Raw genomic sequence first — 19,635 nt, 5'->3', positions numbered from 1 at the left:
TTGACGCACCGCCGGTGGGCGACTGCCTGCCGGTCCCTAAGGTCGCCCTAAGACCAGTCGAGGGTTATTGACAATCCGTCAATACGACCGCCTATGCTCTGGTATCGTCCGGCGAGCGTTCGACCCGTCTTGGCTGATCAATCCGATAAATCGTAACGGTCAGTCTTCGCGACCCGGGTTGACACGCCGTGCGGTACGTGTAAGCGACGCGAAGGAGACTGGTGGTATCCAAGCATCCTCCTGTTGCCGTTGTCGGCGTGAGCGCGCTCTTTCCCGGTTCTCCCGAAGCCGAGCGCTTCTGGCGCAACATCGTCGGGGGCGTCGACCTGTTCTCCGACATTCCCGCGTCGCACTGGAGCATTGACGACTACTACGATCCCGCTCCCGGCGCCCAAGACAAGGTTTATGCCCGCCGCGGCGGATTCTTGCCCGATATCGACTTCTCGCCGATGGATTTCGGAATTCCACCGAATATTTTGCCGGCGACCGACACCGCACAATTGCTTGGGCTCAGAGTCGCGCAGCAAGTTTTGGAGGACATGGCGGGCGGCGATTTCTCACATATCGATCGCGAGCGCGTCAGCGTGGTTTTGGGCGCATCCGGCGGCACCGAGATGACCAACTACATGGGCGGCAGCCTGCACCGGCCGGTGTGGGAGCGGGGGCTTCGCGCCGCCGGTCTCTCCGAACGCGAGGTCGCGGCATTCAGTGAGAGCGTCGCGTCCGGCTATACGCCGTGGCAGGAGAACACGTTTCCCGGACTTCTCGGCAACGTGATCGCCGGGCGAATCGCCAACCGCTTCGACCTGGGCGGTACGAACTGTGTCATCGACGCGGCCTGTGCGAGCTCCCTGGCCGCGCTCGAGGTCGGGCTGCACGAGCTGTATCTCGGTGAAGCGGACATGGTGATCGCGGGCGGAGTCGATGCCTTCAACGACATCTTGATGTTCATGTGCTTCGCCAAAGTCACCGCGCTGTCACCCACCGGCGACTGCCGCCCCTTCTCCGACCAATCGGACGGCACCATGCTGGGCGAGGGGCTGGCGATGCTCGCGCTCAAGCGCCTCGACGACGCCGAGCGCGATGGTGACCGGATCTACGCCGTCATCCGCGGCATCGGTACGTCCTCGGATGGCCGCGCCAAGAGCATCTATGCGCCAAGTCCGGCCGGCCAGGCCAAAGCCCTTCGCCGCGCCTACGCCGCGGCCGGCTACGGCCCCGAAACCGTTGGGCTGGTGGAAGCCCATGGCACCGGAACCAAGGCCGGCGATGCCGCCGAGTTCACCGCGCTGCGAGAGGTGTTCGACTCCTCGGGTCGTCCGGACCGGCAGTGGTGCGCGCTCGGCTCGGTCAAATCCCAGGTCGGCCACACCAAAGGCGCCGCGGGTGCCTGCGGCCTGTTCAAGACCGTGCTGGCGCTGCACCACAAGACGTTGCCACCAACCATCAAGGTCGATCGGCCCAACCCCGCCCTCGACATAGAGAAGTCACCGTTCTACCTCCCGACGCAGGCGAAGCCGTGGGTCGCCGCCAACGGCGTCCCGCGGCGCGCCTCGGTCAGCTCGTTCGGCTTCGGCGGCACCAACTTTCACGTCACCGTCGAGGAGTACACGGGTACCGGAAAGCGAGCGTGGCGATACCGGTCCTGGGACTCCGAACTGGTAGTGCTCGGCGCCCCCTCCGCCGCGGCGCTCTCCGAACAGGCCGCTCGTCTCGCCGCGTCACTCGTCGACAGCGACGACATGCTGAGCTTCATCGCACGGAGCACGCAATCCGCCTACGACGCCGCGCAGCCGCACCGCCTTGCGGTCGTCGCCGACGGCGTCTCGGACTTGCGCGCCAAGCTTGACGAACTCGCGGCGAAGCTGACAGCACCCGATTTGGCGGTGTCGTTCAGTTCACCACGGGGCTACCACTATTCGGCACGACGGCCCGGGCCGGTCGCCCTGCTGTTTCCGGGACAGGGTAGCCAGTACCCCGGCATGGGCGCCGACCTGCCGCAGCTCTACGAGCCGGCGCTGGCGCCGTGGGAAGTTGCCTCCGCCGAGCTCTTGAACGCCGATCGCGACCTGCACCAGGTGGTTTGGCCGCGCTCGGCGTTCACCGACGACGAGCGCGCGCAGCAGGCGGCCGAATTGACGAGGACCGAGTGGGCGCAGCCGGGTATCGGCGCGCACAGCCTGAGTCTGCTGGCGGTGATCCGTGCTCTTGGCGTCGCGCCGGTCGCCGTCGGCGGGCACAGCTTCGGTGAAGTCAGCGCGCTGTGTGCCGCTGGTGTTTTCAGCGAAGAGGTGACCCTGCTGATCGCACGCGCACGTGGTGCGCTAATGGCCGAGGCGGCGGTCAACAGCGACGGCGCGATGTGCGCGGTGGCCGCACCGTTGGAATGGGTCCGCAAGCTGATTGCGGAGGGCGGGCTTGCGGTGTCGGTCGCCAATCACAACGCCCCCGATCAGTTCGTGCTCTCGGGCGAGAGCGCGGCCATCGACGATGCTGCACAACGATTTAGCGACGCGGGCATCACCGCGCGGCGCCTCGGCGTCGCCACCGCCTTTCATTCCGACATCGTCAGCCCGGCGGCGGTCCCGTTCGCGTCGTTCCTGGCGGGCATCCCGTTCCGCACGCCCGAGGTGCCGGTCTACGCCAACGCGACAGCGCAGCCCTACGCCTCCGACGCTGGCCAGATGCGGGCCACGCTTGCCAACCAGATCGCTCAGCCCGTGCGGTTCGCCGAACAGATTCAGGCGATGTGGCAGGCCGGCGCACGCACGTTCGTCGAGGTGGGCCCCGGCGGCGTGCTGACAAACCTCGTCGGCAAGTGCCTGGCGGACCAGGAGCACTCCGCGGTGGCCCTGGATGCCAAGCACACGAACGGTATTCGATCGCTGTGGAATGGCCTGGCCCAACTGGTGGCCGCCGGTGTCCCGATGAATTTCGAGCGACTCTGGGCCGATTACCGCCCCGGTGACGATCCTCGTACTCGTCGCCAGCCAAAGCTGACCCTCAAGATCAACGGATCCAACTACGGACGCCCACCGGCAAGCGACCAACCCGTTCGCCCCACCTTCGAATCGGAGCCCACATTGGCGCCAGCAGAACCAATCAGGCCCGTCGCCCACGTGAACGCGGCGACACCGCCCGTCGAGCCCCCGGCGCCGGCGGCGCTCAATGGTGATGGCGCCCAGCACGGTACGTCTATCACCGCGGTGATCGCCGCGCCGCCCGCCCCCGTGACGTCCTCGGCCGCGCCCGAGGTGGGTGCCGACGTGATAGCCGAGATGGTCGCAGCGGTCACAACGTTGCGGGAAACCGTCGACCATTTGCAAGGACTGTTAGAAGGTCTCGTGTCGAGGGCCGCGGTGGCTGCGCCGCCCGCAGCGCCGTCGGTGATCCCCAACGGAAAACCGTTGCTGCCCACACCGCCGGCGGCCCCGGCCGTCCCCAACGGCGCCGCGGCCGGTCATAACGGCACGGCGCACGCCGTGGTTGCGCCGGTGGCCGTTTCGCTCGCCGACACGCACTTGGTGACCGGGATGCTCGAGGTGGTCGCGGACAAGACCGGCTACCCGGTCGAGATGCTGGATCTGTCGATGGCGCTGGAGGCCGACCTGGGTATCGACTCGATCAAGCGGGTCGAGATCCTCTCCGCGGTGCAGCAGCGGATCCCGAGCCTGCCCGAGGTGGAGACCTCGACGATGGCGACCCTGGGCACGCTGCAGGAGATCATCGATTACCTGCAGGGCCTGACCGGCCCGGCGAGACACAACGGAACCGCACCGGCCCACAACGGGACCGCGGCACCGGTGGTGCCGGCGGCTCCCGTCAATGCGCCTGCGCCGGCGGCGGTTTCGGTCGCCGGCACGCAGTTGGTGACCGAGATGCTCGAGGTGGTTGCCGATAAAACCGGCTACCCCGTGGAGATGCTGGATCTGTCGATGGCGTTGGAGGCCGATCTGGGTATCGATTCGATCAAGCGGGTCGAGATCCTCTCCGCGGTGCAGCAGCGGATCCCGAGCCTGCCCGAGGTGGAGACCTCGACCATGGCAGCCCTGGGCACGCTACGGGAGATCACCGATTACCTGCAGGGCCTGAGCGCCCCCGCGACACACAATGGCGCGGCAGCCACCCTTGACGGGACGGTTGCCGGCGGTGAGTTGGTGACGCAGCTGCTCGAGGTGGTCGCCGAGAAGACCGGCTATCCGGTGGAGATGCTGGATCTGTCGATGGCGTTGGAGGCCGATCTGGGTATCGACTCGATCAAGCGGGTCGAGATCCTCTCCGCGGTGCAGCAGCGAATCCCGAGCCTGCCCGAGGTGGAGACCTCGACGATGGCGACCCTGGGCACGCTGCAGGAGATCATCGATTACCTGCAGGGCCTGACCGGCGCCACGGCCCATAACGGCGCTGCCGCGCACAACGGCACCGTGCTGCGCCACAACGGGACCGCGGCGCCGCCGGGCGCGGTGGCCGGCGGCGAGCTGGTGACGCAGCTGCTCGAGGTGGTCGCCGAAAAGACCGGCTATCCGGTGGAGATGCTGGATCTGTCGATGGCGCTGGAGGCCGATCTGGGGATCGATTCGATCAAGCGGGTCGAGATCCTTTCCGCAGTCCAGCAACGGATCCCGGCCCTGCCCGAGGTGGAGACCTCGACCATGGCGACCCTGGGCACGCTGCAGGAGATCATCGACTACTTGCACGGCCTGACCAGCCGCCCGGCCGGGGCAGGTGATCGCCTCCCTTTTGACGTAGCCGGAGCGGGGATCGCGCGCTATGCGGTGCGTGCGATCCCCGCTCCGGCCAGCGGGATGGGGATGCCGGGTCTGCACACCGCCAACGTCGTGGAGATCGTCACAACGCAGGACGACCAGCACGCGACGGCCGACGCGCTGGCGGCAATCCTGCGCACGCACGGCGTCAGCGCCACGATCACGACCGAGCCGAGCGCGGATGCCCAGGCGGTGATCCACCTCGGTGGCCTGCGGCGCACGGCTACCCGCGACGACACGGTGGCCGTGAACCGAACGGCTTTCGCCCACGCGCACCGCGTCGCGGCGAAATTCGCCGAACACGGCGGTGTCTTCGTCACCGTCCAGGACACCGGCGGCACCTTCGGCCTGCTCACCGACCCCGGGCCGCGCGCCTGGGCCGGCGGCATCGCGGCACTGGCCAAGACGGCCGCCCAGGAGTGGCCCCAGGCGCAGATCAAAGCGATCGACATCGCGGTTGACCAGCAGTCCCCGGCCACCGTCGCCGAGCACCTCGCTCAGGAGTTAGTGGCCGGCGGCGCGGAATTAGAGGTCGGTCTGGGTAGCGCGCACGGCCGGATCACGGTCGTCGCCGACGCGAGGCAGGTGACCACCCACACGCGTCGCGTCGATCGCGGCGACGTCATCGTCGTGTCGGGCGGGGCTCGCGGCGTCACCGCCGCGTCGGTGATCGCCCTGGCGGAAAAGACGCAGGCGAGCTTCGTCCTGCTGGGGCGCACCGAACTGTCCGACGAACCGCCCGAGGCGCGCGGCCTGACCACCGACGCCGAGCTCAAGCGTGCGCTACTCGGTAGCGCTGCGGCACAGGGGCTCAAGCCCACACCCAAACAGCTGGAGCAGCAGGTGCAGCGCATCCTCGCCGATCGCGAGGTGCGCGCGACGCTCGCCGCCGTGACCGCCACCGGTTCACGGGTTCGCTACGCCGCCACCGACGTCCGCGACGCGGCCGCGCTCGGCGCGCTACTCGAGGATGTGCGAACCGAATTCGGGCCCATCACCGGATTGGTGCACGGCGCCGGTGTTTTGGCCGACGCGCCGCTGCACAAGAAGACTCTGGACGGATTCGACCGCGTCTTCGAGACGAAGGTGGGCGGGCTCGGCGCGTTGCTGGACGCGACGGCCGCCGATCCGCTGAAGGTGATCTGCCTGTTCTCGTCGGTGGCCGCGCGCAGCGGCAACGTCGGCCAAAGCGACTACGCCATGGCCAACGAGATCCTCAACAAGGTCGCCCTGGCCGAGCAGGCCCGCCGCGGCCCGGCCTGCCTGGTGCGGGCCTTGGGTTGGGGGCCGTGGGATTCCGGCATGGTCACGCCGGGCCTGAAGGCGATGTTCGAGTCGCGGGGCATCTCGTTGATCCCGCTCGGGCAGGGCGCGAGGGCGTTCGTCTCCGACGTACTGGACGCGGGAACCCCGACTCCCGAGGTGACCCTCGGCGACGGCGTATTGGCCGGCCTCCCAACACATCCGGTGCCCGCCGAGGGCCGGACCGCTCGTGTGGTGGCGCAGGCGACCCGGCAGGCTTACTTGCTCGATCACCGCGTCCAGGGCAAGGTCGTGCTACCCCTCGTGCAGGTCCTGGAGTGGTTCGTGCGAATGGCCGAAGCCTGCCGGCCCGGGCACCGCGTGGATCGGGTTGTCGACCTCAAGGTGCTTCGCGGCGTCACGCTGCAGGACTTCGAAGAACATGGTGACCCGCTGCTGGTGCGCTGCGCGCCGGTCCAGGAGCAGCCGCACCGGCTGACCTGCACATTGTCCAACGGCTCGGGATCGACGGCATACTACTGCGCGACGGTCGAAATGGGCTGGGCCGCAAGGGTTGCGCCGGCCGCCCCGACGGCGCCGCCCGGCGGCCGCCGGCTGGACCGGGACGCCTGCTACTTCGGCGACGCGCTCTTCCACGGCCCGGCGTTCCAGGTCCTCGGGGGCGTGGAGTGCGCGGCCAGCTCCGCGACGGCAGCCCTGCACGGCCTGACAACGGCGGGCTGGCGCGGCGAAGGCTGGGCGACGGATCCGGCGGCGCTCGACGGCTGCCTGCAGGCGGCACTCGTGTGGGGCTTCGAACAGCTCGGCCGCACCGTGCTGCCGCTGCGGGTGGGCGAGGTCGTGCGGTACCGACCCGGGGCACTGGGCGACGGATTGCGGTGCGTGCTCAGCAACGGCGATGCCACGACCAACCGGGCCGTGTGCGACCTGGACCTGGTGGACGCCGAAAACCGCGTGGTCGCCAGCCTCAAGCGACTCGAGTTGTACCCCTACGGCGGCTGATTCGACGATGCCGCGGAGCCCCCGTGAAGTTTGAGCCCATTGCGATCGTCGGCCAGGGCTGCGTCCTGCCCGGCGGCCTGAGCCCCGGCGAGTTATGGCAGACCGTGCACGACGGCCGAGATGTGCTCGGCTCACCGCAACCCGGCTACTGGGGTGTGTCGGCAGCGCACATCATCGGGGACCAGACCAACGACTCGTTCCTCGACCACGCCTGGTCGGACCGCGGCGGATACGTCCGCGGCTTCCACGAGATCTTCGATCCCGCCTGCTTCCTGCTGAGCGCCGATCAGTTCCAGGGTCTCGATCCGCTGTGCCTGTGGGCCGTCGAGGCGGCCCGGCAAGCGCTGGAGAGCGCGGGCTGGCGCCCCGGTGAAGTCCCGGGCTCGGCCGGGGTCGTGCTCGGCAACTTGAGCTACCCGACGAAATCGATGACCGACGTGGCCCAAAACGTCTGGCGCGGTGCCGAACACGGGTTCGATTGGCGTAACCGCTTCATGTCCGGGCTCCCGGCCCATGTCGTGGCCAACGCGCTCGGGTTGACCGGGGGTGCCACCGCGCTGGACGCCGCGTGCGCCTCCTCGCTGTACGCGATCAAGCTGGCGTGCGACCGGTTGCACGACGGCACCGCGGATGTGATGGTGGCGGGAGGCGTGAACGGCGCCAGCGACCTACTCCTGCACGTCGGCTTCAGCGCGCTACAGGCCTTGAGCCGCAGCGGACGGTCGCGACCCTTCCACCGTGGCGCGGACGGATTGGTGCCCGCCGAGGGCGCGGCGATTCTGGTGCTCAGGAGGCTCGAAGACGCGATCGCCGACGCCGACGCGATACTGGGCGTGATCCGGGCGGTCGGCCTCAGCAACGACGGCCGGGGCCAGGGGCCGCTGGTGCCCTCGCAGCAGGGCCAGGAGCGGGCGATGCGGCTCGCCTATGAGATGGCCGAGCTGGAGCCGCAGGACGTCTCACTCATCGAGTGCCATGCGACGGGAACTTCGCGCGGCGACCTGACCGAGCTGATGAGCATGGCGTGCATCTTCGATGGGATGGCGAACATACCCATCGGATCACTGAAATCCAATCTGGGGCACTCGATCACGGCATCCGGCGCCGCGGGAGCGATCAAGGTGCTCGCGGCGATGCGCGCGGGCATCCGTCCCCCGACGCTGCACGCCGATGATCCGTTGCCCTTCCTCGCCGACTCCCCGTTCCGCCTGCTCACCGAGGCCGAATCCTGGGCGTGCGTCGGACCCCGCCGCGCTGCGATCAACAACTTCGGTTTCGGCGGCAACAACGCTCACCTGCTCCTCGAAGAGTGGATCGACCCCGCCGCCGAGCGCCACACCCCGCCGAAATTCCCGGCCACCGGGCGCATCGGCGAGGACGACATTGCCATCGTGGGTCTCAGCCTGCTGGTGGGCGACGACGACACCGCCTCGGTCGCAGAGCATCTGAAAAGCTCCGAACCGATCCCGAGCCGCCACCCCGACGGCACCCGCAGGGCGCGGATGACCGAGATCTGCCTCGACGTCACGCAAACGCGCTTTCCCCCAACCGATCTCAAACAGACGCTGCCCCAGCAACTGGCCCTGCTGGGGGCGGCCGTCAACATCGAAACGGTGATCGGCCGCCTGCCGCCGGACAGAACGAGCGTCATCGTCGGGATGGGGTGTGACACCGAGATCACCCGGCTGGGATTGCGGTGGCGGTTGGCCGACGACATCGATGACCCGGTCCAACTGGCGGCGGCGCGCGACGAGGTCGCGCCACCGTGGACGCCCGCCGGCGTCGTCGGAGCGATGCCGAACATCCTCGCCAACAGACTGAACAGGCAATTCGACCTGCGGGGGCCAAGTTTCACGGTATCGCGGGAAGAGCTCTCCGGCACCACCGCGCTGGAGATGGCCGCCCGTGAACTGCGGCGCGGCGAAGTCGACGCCGCCGTGGTCGGTGCGGTGGATCTCAGCTGCGAACCGGTGCACGAAGCGTCGGCGCGCGCGTTGCTCGGACCGGGCGAGCAGACACCCGGCGACGCCGCCGTCGTGGTTGTGCTCAAACGCGCCGCCGACGCACGCCGTGACGGCGACACGATTCTGGCCACCCTGCCGGCCGATCACGAGCCGCGCGGGGAGTGCCTGCACGTGGGAACCGCACCCGGCGCGTTGAACCTCACGCCGCTACTGGGCCACGCCCACGCCGCATCGGGACTGCTGCACGTCGCCGCCGGCGCGCTGTACGGCTTCTTGGGCATATCTCCCGATGGCGCGCCGTGGGCGTCCGAAAAGCGTTCCGTCGTCGTCTCGCTCACCGCGCTCGGTGGCCAGCAACAGCAAATCGTCCTCGCGCCTACGGCGCCCGAACGCCGCGACGCCGATGCGCTCGACGCTGTGTTGCGGCCCGCACCCCGTACGGGGAAACCCGCCCGGTTGCACTTTCCGGCTCACCCGCCCGCCGTTCGGCTGCCGAGTCACGTTGTGGCCGCGGCTACCAATGGCGACACCCCCCGACTGGAGCAGCCCATGCCAACCCACCTGCCCGTTCCGCCGGCTCTGCCCAAAACCACCGACGCGTTGGCGCGGGTCCCCCTGGGCTCAGCCCTGCTCGGCCAGACGCCGCCGCAGCCGCTGTCGATCGGTCATGCGCTCGAGGTCCGCAACGGTGACGGCGCGGCCGGGACGCACGCGGCGCAGCCGCCGACCCCGCCGACGAACGGCCTCAAAGCGCAGAGCCACACCGACGTTGACTATCTGCCCGGCGGCGGCGCCTACCGGGCGACGCAGCCCGCCCGGCCCGCCGACAAACCGCTGCCCACGCCGACGATCAAGCGCACGCCGGTGGGCCTCGCCCTGGACAAGCACGGCCTGCGCGTGCACGCCTCGGGCAAGATCTCCGACATCTACGGACCGGCGTTCGCGGTGCAAGACAACTACGCACGGCAGGTGCGGATGCCGGAACCTCCGCTGTTGCTGGCGGATCGCCTGCTGGGCATCGACGCCGAGCCGGGCAAGCACGGTACCGGAACCCTTTGGACCGAAACCGATGTCACCGCCGACGCGTGGTGGCTGCATCGAGGTCGGATGCCGGCCGGAATCATGATCGAAGCCGGGCAGGCCGACCTCATGCTCATCTCCTGGATGGGCGCCGACTTCGCGAATAAAGGGGAGCGGGTCTATCGCCTGCTGGGCTGCGAGGTGACCTACCTGGGTGGCCTGCCCGAGATCGGCGACACGCTGCGCTTCGACATCCATGTCGACGGCCACGCCAGCCAGGGCGACATCCGGATGTTCTTCTTCCACTACGACTGCACGATCGACGGCGTCGAGCGGATGTCCATGCGCAACGGCCAGGCCGGGTTCTTCTCCGAGGAGGAGCTGGCGGCGTCGGGCGGGATCCTCTGGCGCCCCGAGGACGAGACTGTCAGCGGGCCGATGGAGTCGACGCGGGCACGAACGGCGCGTACCTCTTTGCGGCGCGCCGACCTCGAGGCGATGGCGTCCGGCGACATCTGGCACACGTTCGGCGACGGCTTCGAGCGCGCGGCCAGCCACACCCGCACGCCGAGCATCGCGGGCGGCGACATGCTGTTCGTCGATGAGGTGACCCACCTGGATTTCTCCGGCGGGCCTTGGGGCAGGGGCTATTTGCGCGCGGTTGCCCACGTGAGCCCCGACACGTGGTTCTTCAACGGTCATTTCAAGAACGATCCCTGCATGCCGGGCACACTCATGTACGAGGCGACGATGCAGACGATGGCCGTCTACATGACCGGTCTGGGCATGACCCTGGATTGCGACGGGTGGCGTTTTGAACCCGTGCCGTTCGAGACCTACAAGCTGGTGTGCCGCGGTCAGGTGACGCCGCAGTCACGCGAGCTGGTTTACGAGGTGTTCGTGCGGGAGGTCATCGCCGGACCGGAGCCCACGGTGTTCGCGGACCTGCTGTGTACGGTCGACGGACTGCCGGCCTTCCACTGCCGCCGGATGGGACTGCGGCTTTCGCCCGGCTGCCCGATGGATATGGGTGTCAAAGAGCTGGACGGTTACGTCGAACCCAAGCCTGTCGACGAAGGGCACGGCGTCAAGTTCGACTACACCGCGATGCTCGCCTGCGCAATCGCCAAGCCTTCCCTGGCGGTCGGCCCCCTCTATCAGAAGTTCGACACGGACCGCAGGGTTGCCAGGCTGCCTGGTCCGCCCTACCACTTCATGTCGCGGGTCACCGAGGTGGTGGGTGAGCTCGGCGTGGCCAAGCCCGGCGCGCAAGTGGTGGCCGAGTACGACGTTCCCAGCGACGCTTGGTATTTCGCGGAGAACAAGGGATCGAACGCGAAGCAGACGATGCCCAACGCGGTCCTCATGGAGATCGCGCTGCAGCCCTGCGGGTGGCTGGGCGCCTATGCCGGTTGCCCACTGGACTTCGACGTGGACCTGTTCTTCCGCAACCTCGACGGGACGGGGACACAGCACCGCGAGATCACGCCGGCGACCGGGACGTTGCGCATCAAGGCCGTGCTGAAGAGCGTCGCCCAGGCCGGCGGAACCATCATCGTCAGCTTCGACGGCGAAATCTGCGCGGACGACGGAATCGTCTACACGTTCGACACGGTGTTCGGATACTTTCGGCTCGAAGCGCTGCAGCAGCAGGTGGGGCTTCCCGTCAGCGCGGAACAGCGTGCCCAGTTGGAGCTCGGGTGCGACGCGCCGGTCATCGACCTGGGCACCCGCCCGGACAAGTTCTTTGGTCCGGGCGCCCGGCTGGCCGACCCGATGCTGTTGATGATCGACCGGGTCACCGGCCGGTGGCCGACCGCCGGCGGCGCCGGCCTGGGCCGGTGGCGGGCCGTCAAGGACATCAACCCCGCCGAATGGTATTTCAAGGCGCACTTCTACCGCGATCCGGTGCAACCCGGATCGCTGGGCATCGAAATGCTCTTGCAGCTTCTACAATTCGCGATGCTCGATCTCGGGTTCGGCGAAGCGGCGGGGCCGTCGGCGCGCTTCGAGCCGGTCGCGCTCGACCACGCGATCACGTGGCGGTATCGCGGCCAGATCGTGCCCACGAACAAGCAGATCACCGCGGAGGTGGAGCTCACCCGCGTCGCGCGCGAGGACGGCGGCACGTTGGCCGTGGCCGATGCCTCCCTGTGGTGCGACGGAATACGGATCTACAGCGCAACCGACCTGGGCATGCGCATCACAGGTGCCGCACCGGACACGACACCCGTCGAGGCCTCGGCGACCACGGTGGAGACAACCATCGATCCCGCCCGGGACACCTGGGTCGCCGACCACTGCCCGACGTATGTCATCCCCTCGCTGCCGATGATGTCGGTGCTGGACCTGTTCGCGCAGGCGGCCAGCCAGGCGGCCGGCGCGGCCAAGGTGGTCGAAATCACCGACCTGCAGCTGGTTCGCTGGGTCGTCGTCGATTCGCCGACGCGCGTGCGGGTGGTGCTTGAACCCGTTGCGCCGGACCGCTTCACGGGCCGCCTGGAGGTATGGCGAGACGCGCCCAGAGCCGAACTGTCGCGCTGGGAGACGCATGCGCAGGCCGTGGTCGCCACCGCGGACCGCTACGCGGGCGAACCGTCAACTCCCGCCCCGTTGCGCGACGCGGTTCCCTACGCCAATCCCTACGACGGCACCGTGTTCCACGGACCCGCGTTCGCAACCCTGATGGACGGCGCCCGGATAGGCCGCAACGGCTCGTCCGGGACGCTCGCGGTCGAGCGGTGCAAGGTTCCGGTGGGTCAGCAGCACCCGGGACTGCTCGACGGTGCGTTCCACATCGTTCCCCACACCGCGATGAACGTATGGACCACGGACAAAACGGATGTCGCCTCGCACGTGGACGCGGCGGACCGGCTGGTCGGCTTTCCCCGTCGCGTGATGTGGGCGCGGTTCTACAGCGACCCCCCGACGCAGGGGACGGTGGACGTCGAGGCCCGCTTCGTCGGGTTCGACGACGACACCGACGCCGGCGCCCGCATGCCGATCGTCGATCTGTGGCTCAACGCCGCGGGCAAGCCGTGGGCCTACCTCCGCGTCGTCGAATTCCTCTTGGAGAAGGGGCATCTCGTCCAGGTCGGCGGCCGGGAGCGACACGCTTTCATGGCGGAGCGGCGCGCGGTGCCCGGGATGGTCTTGAGCGACCGGCTGGGCCGCGGGGTGGTCACCCTCGATTCCGCACGGGCCGCGACCCAGGACTGGTTCAAGGGCACGTTGCGTGCGGTGTATGACTCGCAGAGCCAAGGTGATTCGCTGATCGCCGACATCGCGATCAAAGAAGCCGTCGCAGACGCCGCCCACGGCGCGATACACCCATCGCAGGTCCGCGTCGTCGGCGGGCAGGTGAGTTGCCCGGCGCTGCCACTCGAGCGCATCTCGGTCGAGGTCGAGCAAACGCCCGGCGCGTGTCGGGTGAGCGCGTCGCTGCAGACGGACTGGCAACCGGTGCGCAGCTGGTCGACGGACTGGCAGGGGCTGCAGCCGGGCGGGTTCGCCGACCTGCTGCACTGGGCCTTGCTGTCGCGCTACGTCAGGCACGTCATCGTCACCGATCCCGCTGCGACGGCGGCGGTTCGGGGCAGGCCGGTGTTGCTGCTGGCCAACCACCAGGTCCAGGTCGAGTCGATTCTGGGCACGTCGATCGCGTCGTGGCTGACCGACACGAAGGTCGTGACGATCGCGCACGCCAAGCACGAAACCCGCTGGGTCGGCGCCCTCACGCGGCTGGCGGACGCCACGGCCAACGGAAAGCCGACCAGCAACCGATACTTCGACCAGCGAAACCCCGAGCAGTTCCTGAGCCTGGTCGAAGAGATCAAGCGCGACGTCGCCGCCCACGGCGCGTCGACCATGGTGCACGCCGACGGAACCCGGTACCTGCGCTCCGGCCAGCGCGTCGAGAAGCTCACCTCGACGCTGCTGGACCTGGCGATCGACGCGGCACTGCCCATCGTGCCGCTGTACTTCGCGGGGGGTCTGCCGGAGGAACCGGTGCAGGGAAAGCTTGAGGTTCCCTACCGGCACGCCGCGCAGGACTATATCTTCGGCCGGCCCATCATGCCCGACGAGTTGGCGGCGTGGCCGTACGCCGAACGCCGACGCCGCGTCATGGACGCGATCAACGCGCTCGCCCCGTTCAGCGACGTGCCACATGAGCCGAATTACGCTGTGGAGGACCGGATTGCCGCTGCCGCCCCGGGCGCGTCCCCCCTCGAGTCGATCTGGGATTGCATCGAGGACGCCCTGGATGCCCTGCCGGCGGACTGGCGAAGCACGATCAGCAATGACGAATGGATGGCGGCCCGGTCAACCCTGCGCCACAGCGGTCAGTCGCATTGATGGCTGTGATCATGATCGCCATCGGCCGGGGCGGGCGAGCCGCCCATCATCCGTAGCATCGGGACGCCGCCCGAGGTGACGAATCGCACGATGAGTATCGCCGCGACGACCAGGAAGGCGATATTGAGCCAAGTGGTGTAGTTCCAGGAGATCGACGCCTCCATCACCGTGGCGTTGCGCTGTGTTGGTATGAGACCCATTGTGCCGAAGAGCAATTCGACGAGATAGCCGGCGGCGACCATCGCGGCGTAGAAGGTGCCGAGCAGCGTCAGCATCATCCTGGTGCCGTAGTACTTGCGGTAGATGTTCAGGATCGGCAGGATCAGCAGGTCGGCGTAGATGAAGGCGATGACGCCGCCGAAGCTGATGCCCCCGTTCCACAGCACCGCGGCCAGCGGCACGTTGCCGATCGAGCAGACGAACGACACGATCGCGACGATCGGTCCCACGAGCGGACCCCACAACGCCGACCAGACCGGATGATCGGTCAAAAAGAAGATCCGCCAAAAGCTTTCGGGCACCCACGCCGCGATGGCACCCGCGATCAGCAGGCCCAGGACGAGGTCGCGCAGAATCGCCAACCATTCCATCACGAACACGTGCGAGACCGAGGTGAAACCCTGCGGGGACAGCAGCCGCCGCCAAAACGAGCCCTCTTTATGGATCGACATGTCCATGGCGGCATGGCCTTCCATGGAGCCGGCGATGCCGCGCTCGGCCTGCTCGCGGGCGGCGTCGACCAGCCGGGACCGCACGAACAGCCGGAACAGGACGGCGAGCACCACGATCATCAGCGGGCCGCCCACGAATTCCGCGGCCGTGAACTGCCAGCCCATCAGCAGGGCCAGGATGATGCCCAACTCCACCACGAGGTTGGTGGAGCCGATCTCGAACGCCATCGCGGCGGTGAAGTTGGCGCCTTTGCGGAACAGTGAACGCGCCAGGGCGACCGCGGCGTACGAGCACGACGACGAGGCCGCTCCCAGCCCGGCCGCCACCGCCAGCGTGCGCGGCCGGTCGTCGCCCAGCAGGGACACGATCGTCGAGCGCCGCACCACGGCCTGCACCACCGCCGACAGGGCGAAGCCGAGTATCAGCGCCCACAGGATTTCCCACGTCATCGACCCCGCCAGCCCCAAGGCATGGCCGACCGCTGCCAGCGCCCTCATTGAGTCCTCCCCTTCGGTTGCTCGGGCCGCGCCGTCAGTAAACTATACCCCCATGGGGTATGCGTCAAGGGTGGAGAGGGCCGTTTTCCGGGGTTGGGCCGCCGTTGTCCCTAGAATGGCTCCACAATCGGTGCGGGGACCGGGCAAAAGAATATGGACTGACGAACCCCGCGCGGCGGCTGGGCCCGCGGCATTGCGTGAACGGGCAAAATCTATGGATTTCACTCGCGACGGGCGGGTTTACCGGGCAAATCTTCGACACACCGGCGTCGCCACCGCTGTCACAGAGGCAACAGCAGGCACACTGGTAACAACAACGACGCCAGGAGGGCATGGCCGTGTACCGAGTTTTTGAGGCGCTGGACGAATTGGGCGCCATCGTGGAAGAGGCGCGCGGTGTGCCGATGACGGCCGGCTGTGTCGTGCCCCGCGGTGACGTGCTGGAACTGATCGACGACATCAAGGACGCGATCCCCGGCGAGCTGGACGACGCCCAGGACGTGCTCGACGCCCGCGATTCGATGCTGCAGGACGCCAAGTCGCACGCCGAATCGATGGTCTCCTCGGCGACGACGGAGTCCGAATCGATGCTCAACCACGCCCGCGCGGAGGCGGACCGGCTGTTGTCCGACGCCAAATCGCAGGCCGATCGGATGGTGAGCGAGGCCCGCCAGCACAGCGAGCGGATGGTCGGGGAGGCCCGCGAGGAGTCGATCCGCATCGCCACGGCGGCCAAACGCGAGTACGAGGCCAGCGTCAGCCGGGCCCAGGCCGAAGCGGACCGGCTGATCGAGAACGGCAACATCTCCTACGAGAAGGCCGTGCAAGAGGGCATCAAGGAGCAGCAGCGGCTGGTGTCGCAGAACAGCGTGGTGGAGGCGGCCAACGCCGAGGCGACCCGCCTCATCGACACGGCGCACGCCGAGGCCGACCGGCTGCGCGGCGAGTGCGACATCTACGTCGACAACAAGCTGGCCGAGTTCGAGGAGTTCCTCAACGGCACCCTGCGGTCCGTCGGCCGCGGCCGTCACCAGCTCCGGACGGCCGCCGGCACCCACGACTACGCGACGCGCTAGGGGGACAGCGAACGGGTCCGCGCCCTTTCCTTACGCGCGCCGCGCCGTAGGATTTCCTCTATGACGCGGCAGCACAGCAGCACGGCGCGGCGCCATTCGACCTCGCCGATGAGGGTGGACATCATCCGACTCGGCCGGCGCCCGGGAGCGATGGTCACCCTGCGCAACACCGTGCCCAGCCCGTTGCGCATCGGACTGCCGATGATCGCGATCGACGAGGGCGCCCCGTTGGAGATGGACCTGCAAATCCAGTCGGTGTCCGAGGGCGTGTTGGTGACCGGAACGGTCGCCGCGCCGACCGTCGGCGAATGCGCCCGTTGCCTGACGCCGGTCAACGGGCGCGTCGAGGTCAGGTTGACCGAACTTTTCGCGTATCCGGACAGCGCGACCGAGGCGACCACCGAACCGGACGAGGTCGGTCACATCGTCGACGACACCATCGACCTCGAGCAGCCGATCATCGACGCCGTCGGGCTGGAGCTGCCGTTTTCTCCGGTGTGCAGCCCGGACTGCCCGGGGTTGTGCCCCGACTGCGGTGTTGCCCTGGCGGCCGAGCCCGGCCATCACCACGACCGCATCGACCCGCGCTGGGCCAAGTTGGCTGACAAGTTGCCGCCCCAGCCGGATACCAAGCGGGACGACCGGTGACGTCGCGGCAAGCCCTGCTGGACGCGCTCGGCGTGGACCTGCCCGAGGAACTGCTGTCGCTCGCGTTGACGCACCGCAGTTACGCCTACGAACACGGGGGGCTGCCGACCAACGAACGCCTGGAGTTTCTCGGTGACGCGGTCCTGGGCCTGACCATCACCGACGAGCTCTACCATCGTCATCCCGACCGGTCGGAGGGCGATTTGGCCAAGCTGCGGGCCAGCGTGGTCAACACCCAGGCGCTGGCCGACGTCGCCCGAAAGCTCTCCGACCAGGGACTCGGTGTCCACCTGCTGCTGGGGCGCGGCGAGTCGAACACCGGCGGGGCCGACAAGTCGAGCATCCTGGCCGACGGCATGGAGTCGCTGCTGGGCGCCATCTACCTGCAGCACGGGATCGACACCGCGCGTGAGGTGATCCTGCGGCTGTTCGGCCCGCTGCTGGACGCCGCGCCCACGCTGGGGGCCGGGCTGGACTGGAAGACCAGCCTGCAGGAGCTGACCGCGGCGCGTGGCATGGGCGCACCGTCCTACCTGGTGACCTCCACCGGACCCGACCACGACAAGGAATTCACGGCGGTCGTCGTCGTGATGGAAACCGAATACGGGTCCGGGGTCGGCCGCTCGAAGAAGGAGGCCGAGCAGAAGGCCGCGGCGGCGACCTGGAAAGTGCTGGAAACGCTGGACACCGCGGGAAAAACGTCCGCGTAGCCGATGCCCGAACTGCCCGAAGTCGAGGTGGTCCGCCGCGGCTTGCAGGCCCGCGTGGTGGGCAGGACGATCAGCGCGGTCCGGGTGCATCATCCGCGCGCCGTGCGCCGCCACGAGGCAGGGCCCGCCGATCTCACCGCCCGGCTGCTCGAGGCGCGGATCGCCGGAACCGATCGGCGCGGCAAGTACCTTTGGCTGCTGCTGGAGGGTCCGGCTGACCCGGACACGGCGCTCGTGGTGCACCTCGGCATGAGCGGTCAGATGCTGCTGGGGGAGGTGCCGCGCGCCGACCACGTCCGCATCTCCGCGTTGCTCGACGACGGGACCGTGCTGAGCTTCGCCGACCAGCGCACCTTCGGCGGCTGGATGCTCGCCGACCTGGTGAGCGTGGACGGCAGCGTGGTGCCGGCGCCGGTGGCCCATCTGGCGCGCGACCCGCTGGACCCCGAATTCGATGCCGACGCGGTGGTAAAGGTGTTGCGGCGCAAGCATTCCGAGATCAAGCGGCAGCTACTCGACCAGCAGGTGGTGTCGGGCATCGGCAATATCTACGCCGACGAGGCGCTGTGGCGGGCCAAGGTGCACGGCGCGCGGACCGCCGACACGTTGAGCCGGCGCCAACTGGCCGCCGTGCTGGACGCCGCCGCCGCCGTGATGCGCGATGCGCTGGCGCAGGGCGGGACCTCGTTCGACTCGCTCTACGTCAACGTCAACGGCGAGTCGGGATACTTCGACCGGTCCCTGGACGCCTATGGCCGGGAAGGCGAACCCTGCCGGCGCTGCGGCGCGGTGATGCGCCGGGAGAAGTTCATGAACCGCTCGTCGTTCTACTGCCCGAGATGCCAGCCGCGACCGCGCCGGTGAGTCAGTCGAAGATGTCGCGGCAGATGGATCCTGCGGGTAGCGCGGGGTCGACGAACCATTCGCGCGGCATGAGCAGGCCAAACACCTGGGGCGGCAGCGCAAGCAGCACGTCGAATGCGCGCGCACCGAGACCGGTGTCGCCGATTTGGGAGCGATGGGCCGCAAACGCGTCGCGCTTGTGCCGCGCGAAGCCGAAAACGTTGATCCGGTGGGTGATGGTCGCCGTCGGCGCGTAGGCCGTGCGGGCCACTTCCGGTTCATAGGGCGCCGGTAGTCGCAACCGACGGGCGAGATTGCCGATGCGCACCAGCAATTCGCGCGGCATCGTCGCCTCGAGCACTCGCGGCGTCGCCGCGAGTTCGGCGGCCCGCTCGCCGACGTGGTGCACCTGGACGTGATCGCGGTGGCCGTAGCCGCCGTTGCGCTCATAGCTGAGCAGCACGTCCGCGCCTTCATCGCGCAGTATCTCCGCGAGCCGGCCCGCCGCCTCGTCGACGTCGGCCCGCCCGAATCTGACGCGTCCGGGTGGGTCGGGGTAGAAAACGGGGCCGTAGCCGCTGTCGGCATAGCCGAGGCATTCGACCCGATGTACACCGAGAATGCTTGCGCTCGCCCGCAATTCGTCCAACCGGAGATCACCGTCGTCATTGTGTACGCGCCCGTCGGTCGCGGTGACGAGGACAACGCGATGCCCGGCCGCCACCGCCCGCGCGAGCGTGCCGCCGGTGAGGATCACCTCGTCGTCCGGATGGGCGTGGAATGCGACGACGGTCGCCATGGAACGCAGTATGCCCGCT

8 protein-coding genes are annotated in these 19,635 nt (G+C 68.5%); 6 read left to right on the top strand and 2 right to left on the bottom strand.

Annotated features, from left to right (window positions below; all coding sequences use genetic code 11):
• Positions 1–221: 221 nt before the first annotated feature.
• Positions 222–7,031: a type I polyketide synthase gene (locus A5787_RS19815; RefSeq protein ID WP_082977334.1), complete on the top strand. Its 6,810-nt coding sequence runs from the start codon at positions 222–224 to the stop codon at positions 7,029–7,031.
• 23 nt (positions 7,032–7,054) lie between these two features.
• Positions 7,055–14,371: a beta-ketoacyl synthase N-terminal-like domain-containing protein gene (locus tag A5787_RS19810; RefSeq protein ID WP_066970063.1), complete on the top strand. Its 7,317-nt coding sequence runs from the start codon at positions 7,055–7,057 to the stop codon at positions 14,369–14,371.
• Here A5787_RS19810 and A5787_RS19805 read toward each other — a convergent pair.
• Positions 14,359–15,540 (bottom strand): permease, encoded by a 1,182-nt coding sequence (locus tag A5787_RS19805; RefSeq protein ID WP_066970062.1) that lies wholly within the window; start codon positions 15,538–15,540, stop codon positions 14,359–14,361. The genes A5787_RS19810 and A5787_RS19805 overlap by 13 nt on opposite strands.
• A gap of 338 nt (positions 15,541–15,878) precedes the next feature.
• Between A5787_RS19805 and sepIVA the strand changes: the two genes are divergently transcribed.
• The 4 genes from sepIVA to mutM are packed head-to-tail and all read left to right on the top strand — an operon-like array spanning position 15,879 to position 18,838.
• Positions 15,879–16,616, top strand: coding sequence for a cell division protein SepIVA (gene sepIVA / locus A5787_RS19800; protein WP_066970141.1), 738 nt, complete (start codon positions 15,879–15,881; stop codon positions 16,614–16,616).
• 60 nt (positions 16,617–16,676) lie between these two features.
• Positions 16,677–17,264, top strand: a complete 588-nt coding sequence (locus A5787_RS19795; RefSeq protein WP_156764042.1) for a DUF177 domain-containing protein — start codon at positions 16,677–16,679, stop codon at positions 17,262–17,264.
• A complete protein-coding gene (rnc, locus tag A5787_RS19790; RefSeq protein WP_066970060.1) occupies positions 17,261–17,974 on the top strand; it encodes a ribonuclease III in 714 nt (237 codons plus the stop codon). The genes A5787_RS19795 and rnc overlap by 4 nt, the downstream gene beginning before the upstream one ends.
• Before the next feature lie 3 nt (positions 17,975–17,977).
• Positions 17,978–18,838, top strand: a complete 861-nt coding sequence (gene mutM / locus A5787_RS19785; protein ID WP_066970059.1) for a DNA-formamidopyrimidine glycosylase — start codon at positions 17,978–17,980, stop codon at positions 18,836–18,838.
• Position 18,839: 1 nt separating this feature from the next.
• On the opposite strand, the gene A5787_RS19780 is transcribed toward mutM, so the two are convergent.
• Positions 18,840–19,616 carry a PIG-L deacetylase family protein gene (locus A5787_RS19780; protein WP_066970058.1) on the bottom strand — a complete coding sequence of 259 codons (777 nt, stop codon included), beginning with the start codon at positions 19,614–19,616 and terminating at the stop codon, positions 18,840–18,842.
• Positions 19,617–19,635: the final 19 nt, after the last annotated feature.

Source organism: Mycobacterium sp. 852002-50816_SCH5313054-b (assembly GCF_001667185.1).
Lineage (GTDB): Bacteria > Actinomycetota > Actinomycetes > Mycobacteriales > Mycobacteriaceae > Mycobacterium.
Note: the sequence above shows the minus strand (reverse complement) of the source record. Positions and strands in the feature narration are given on the sequence as shown.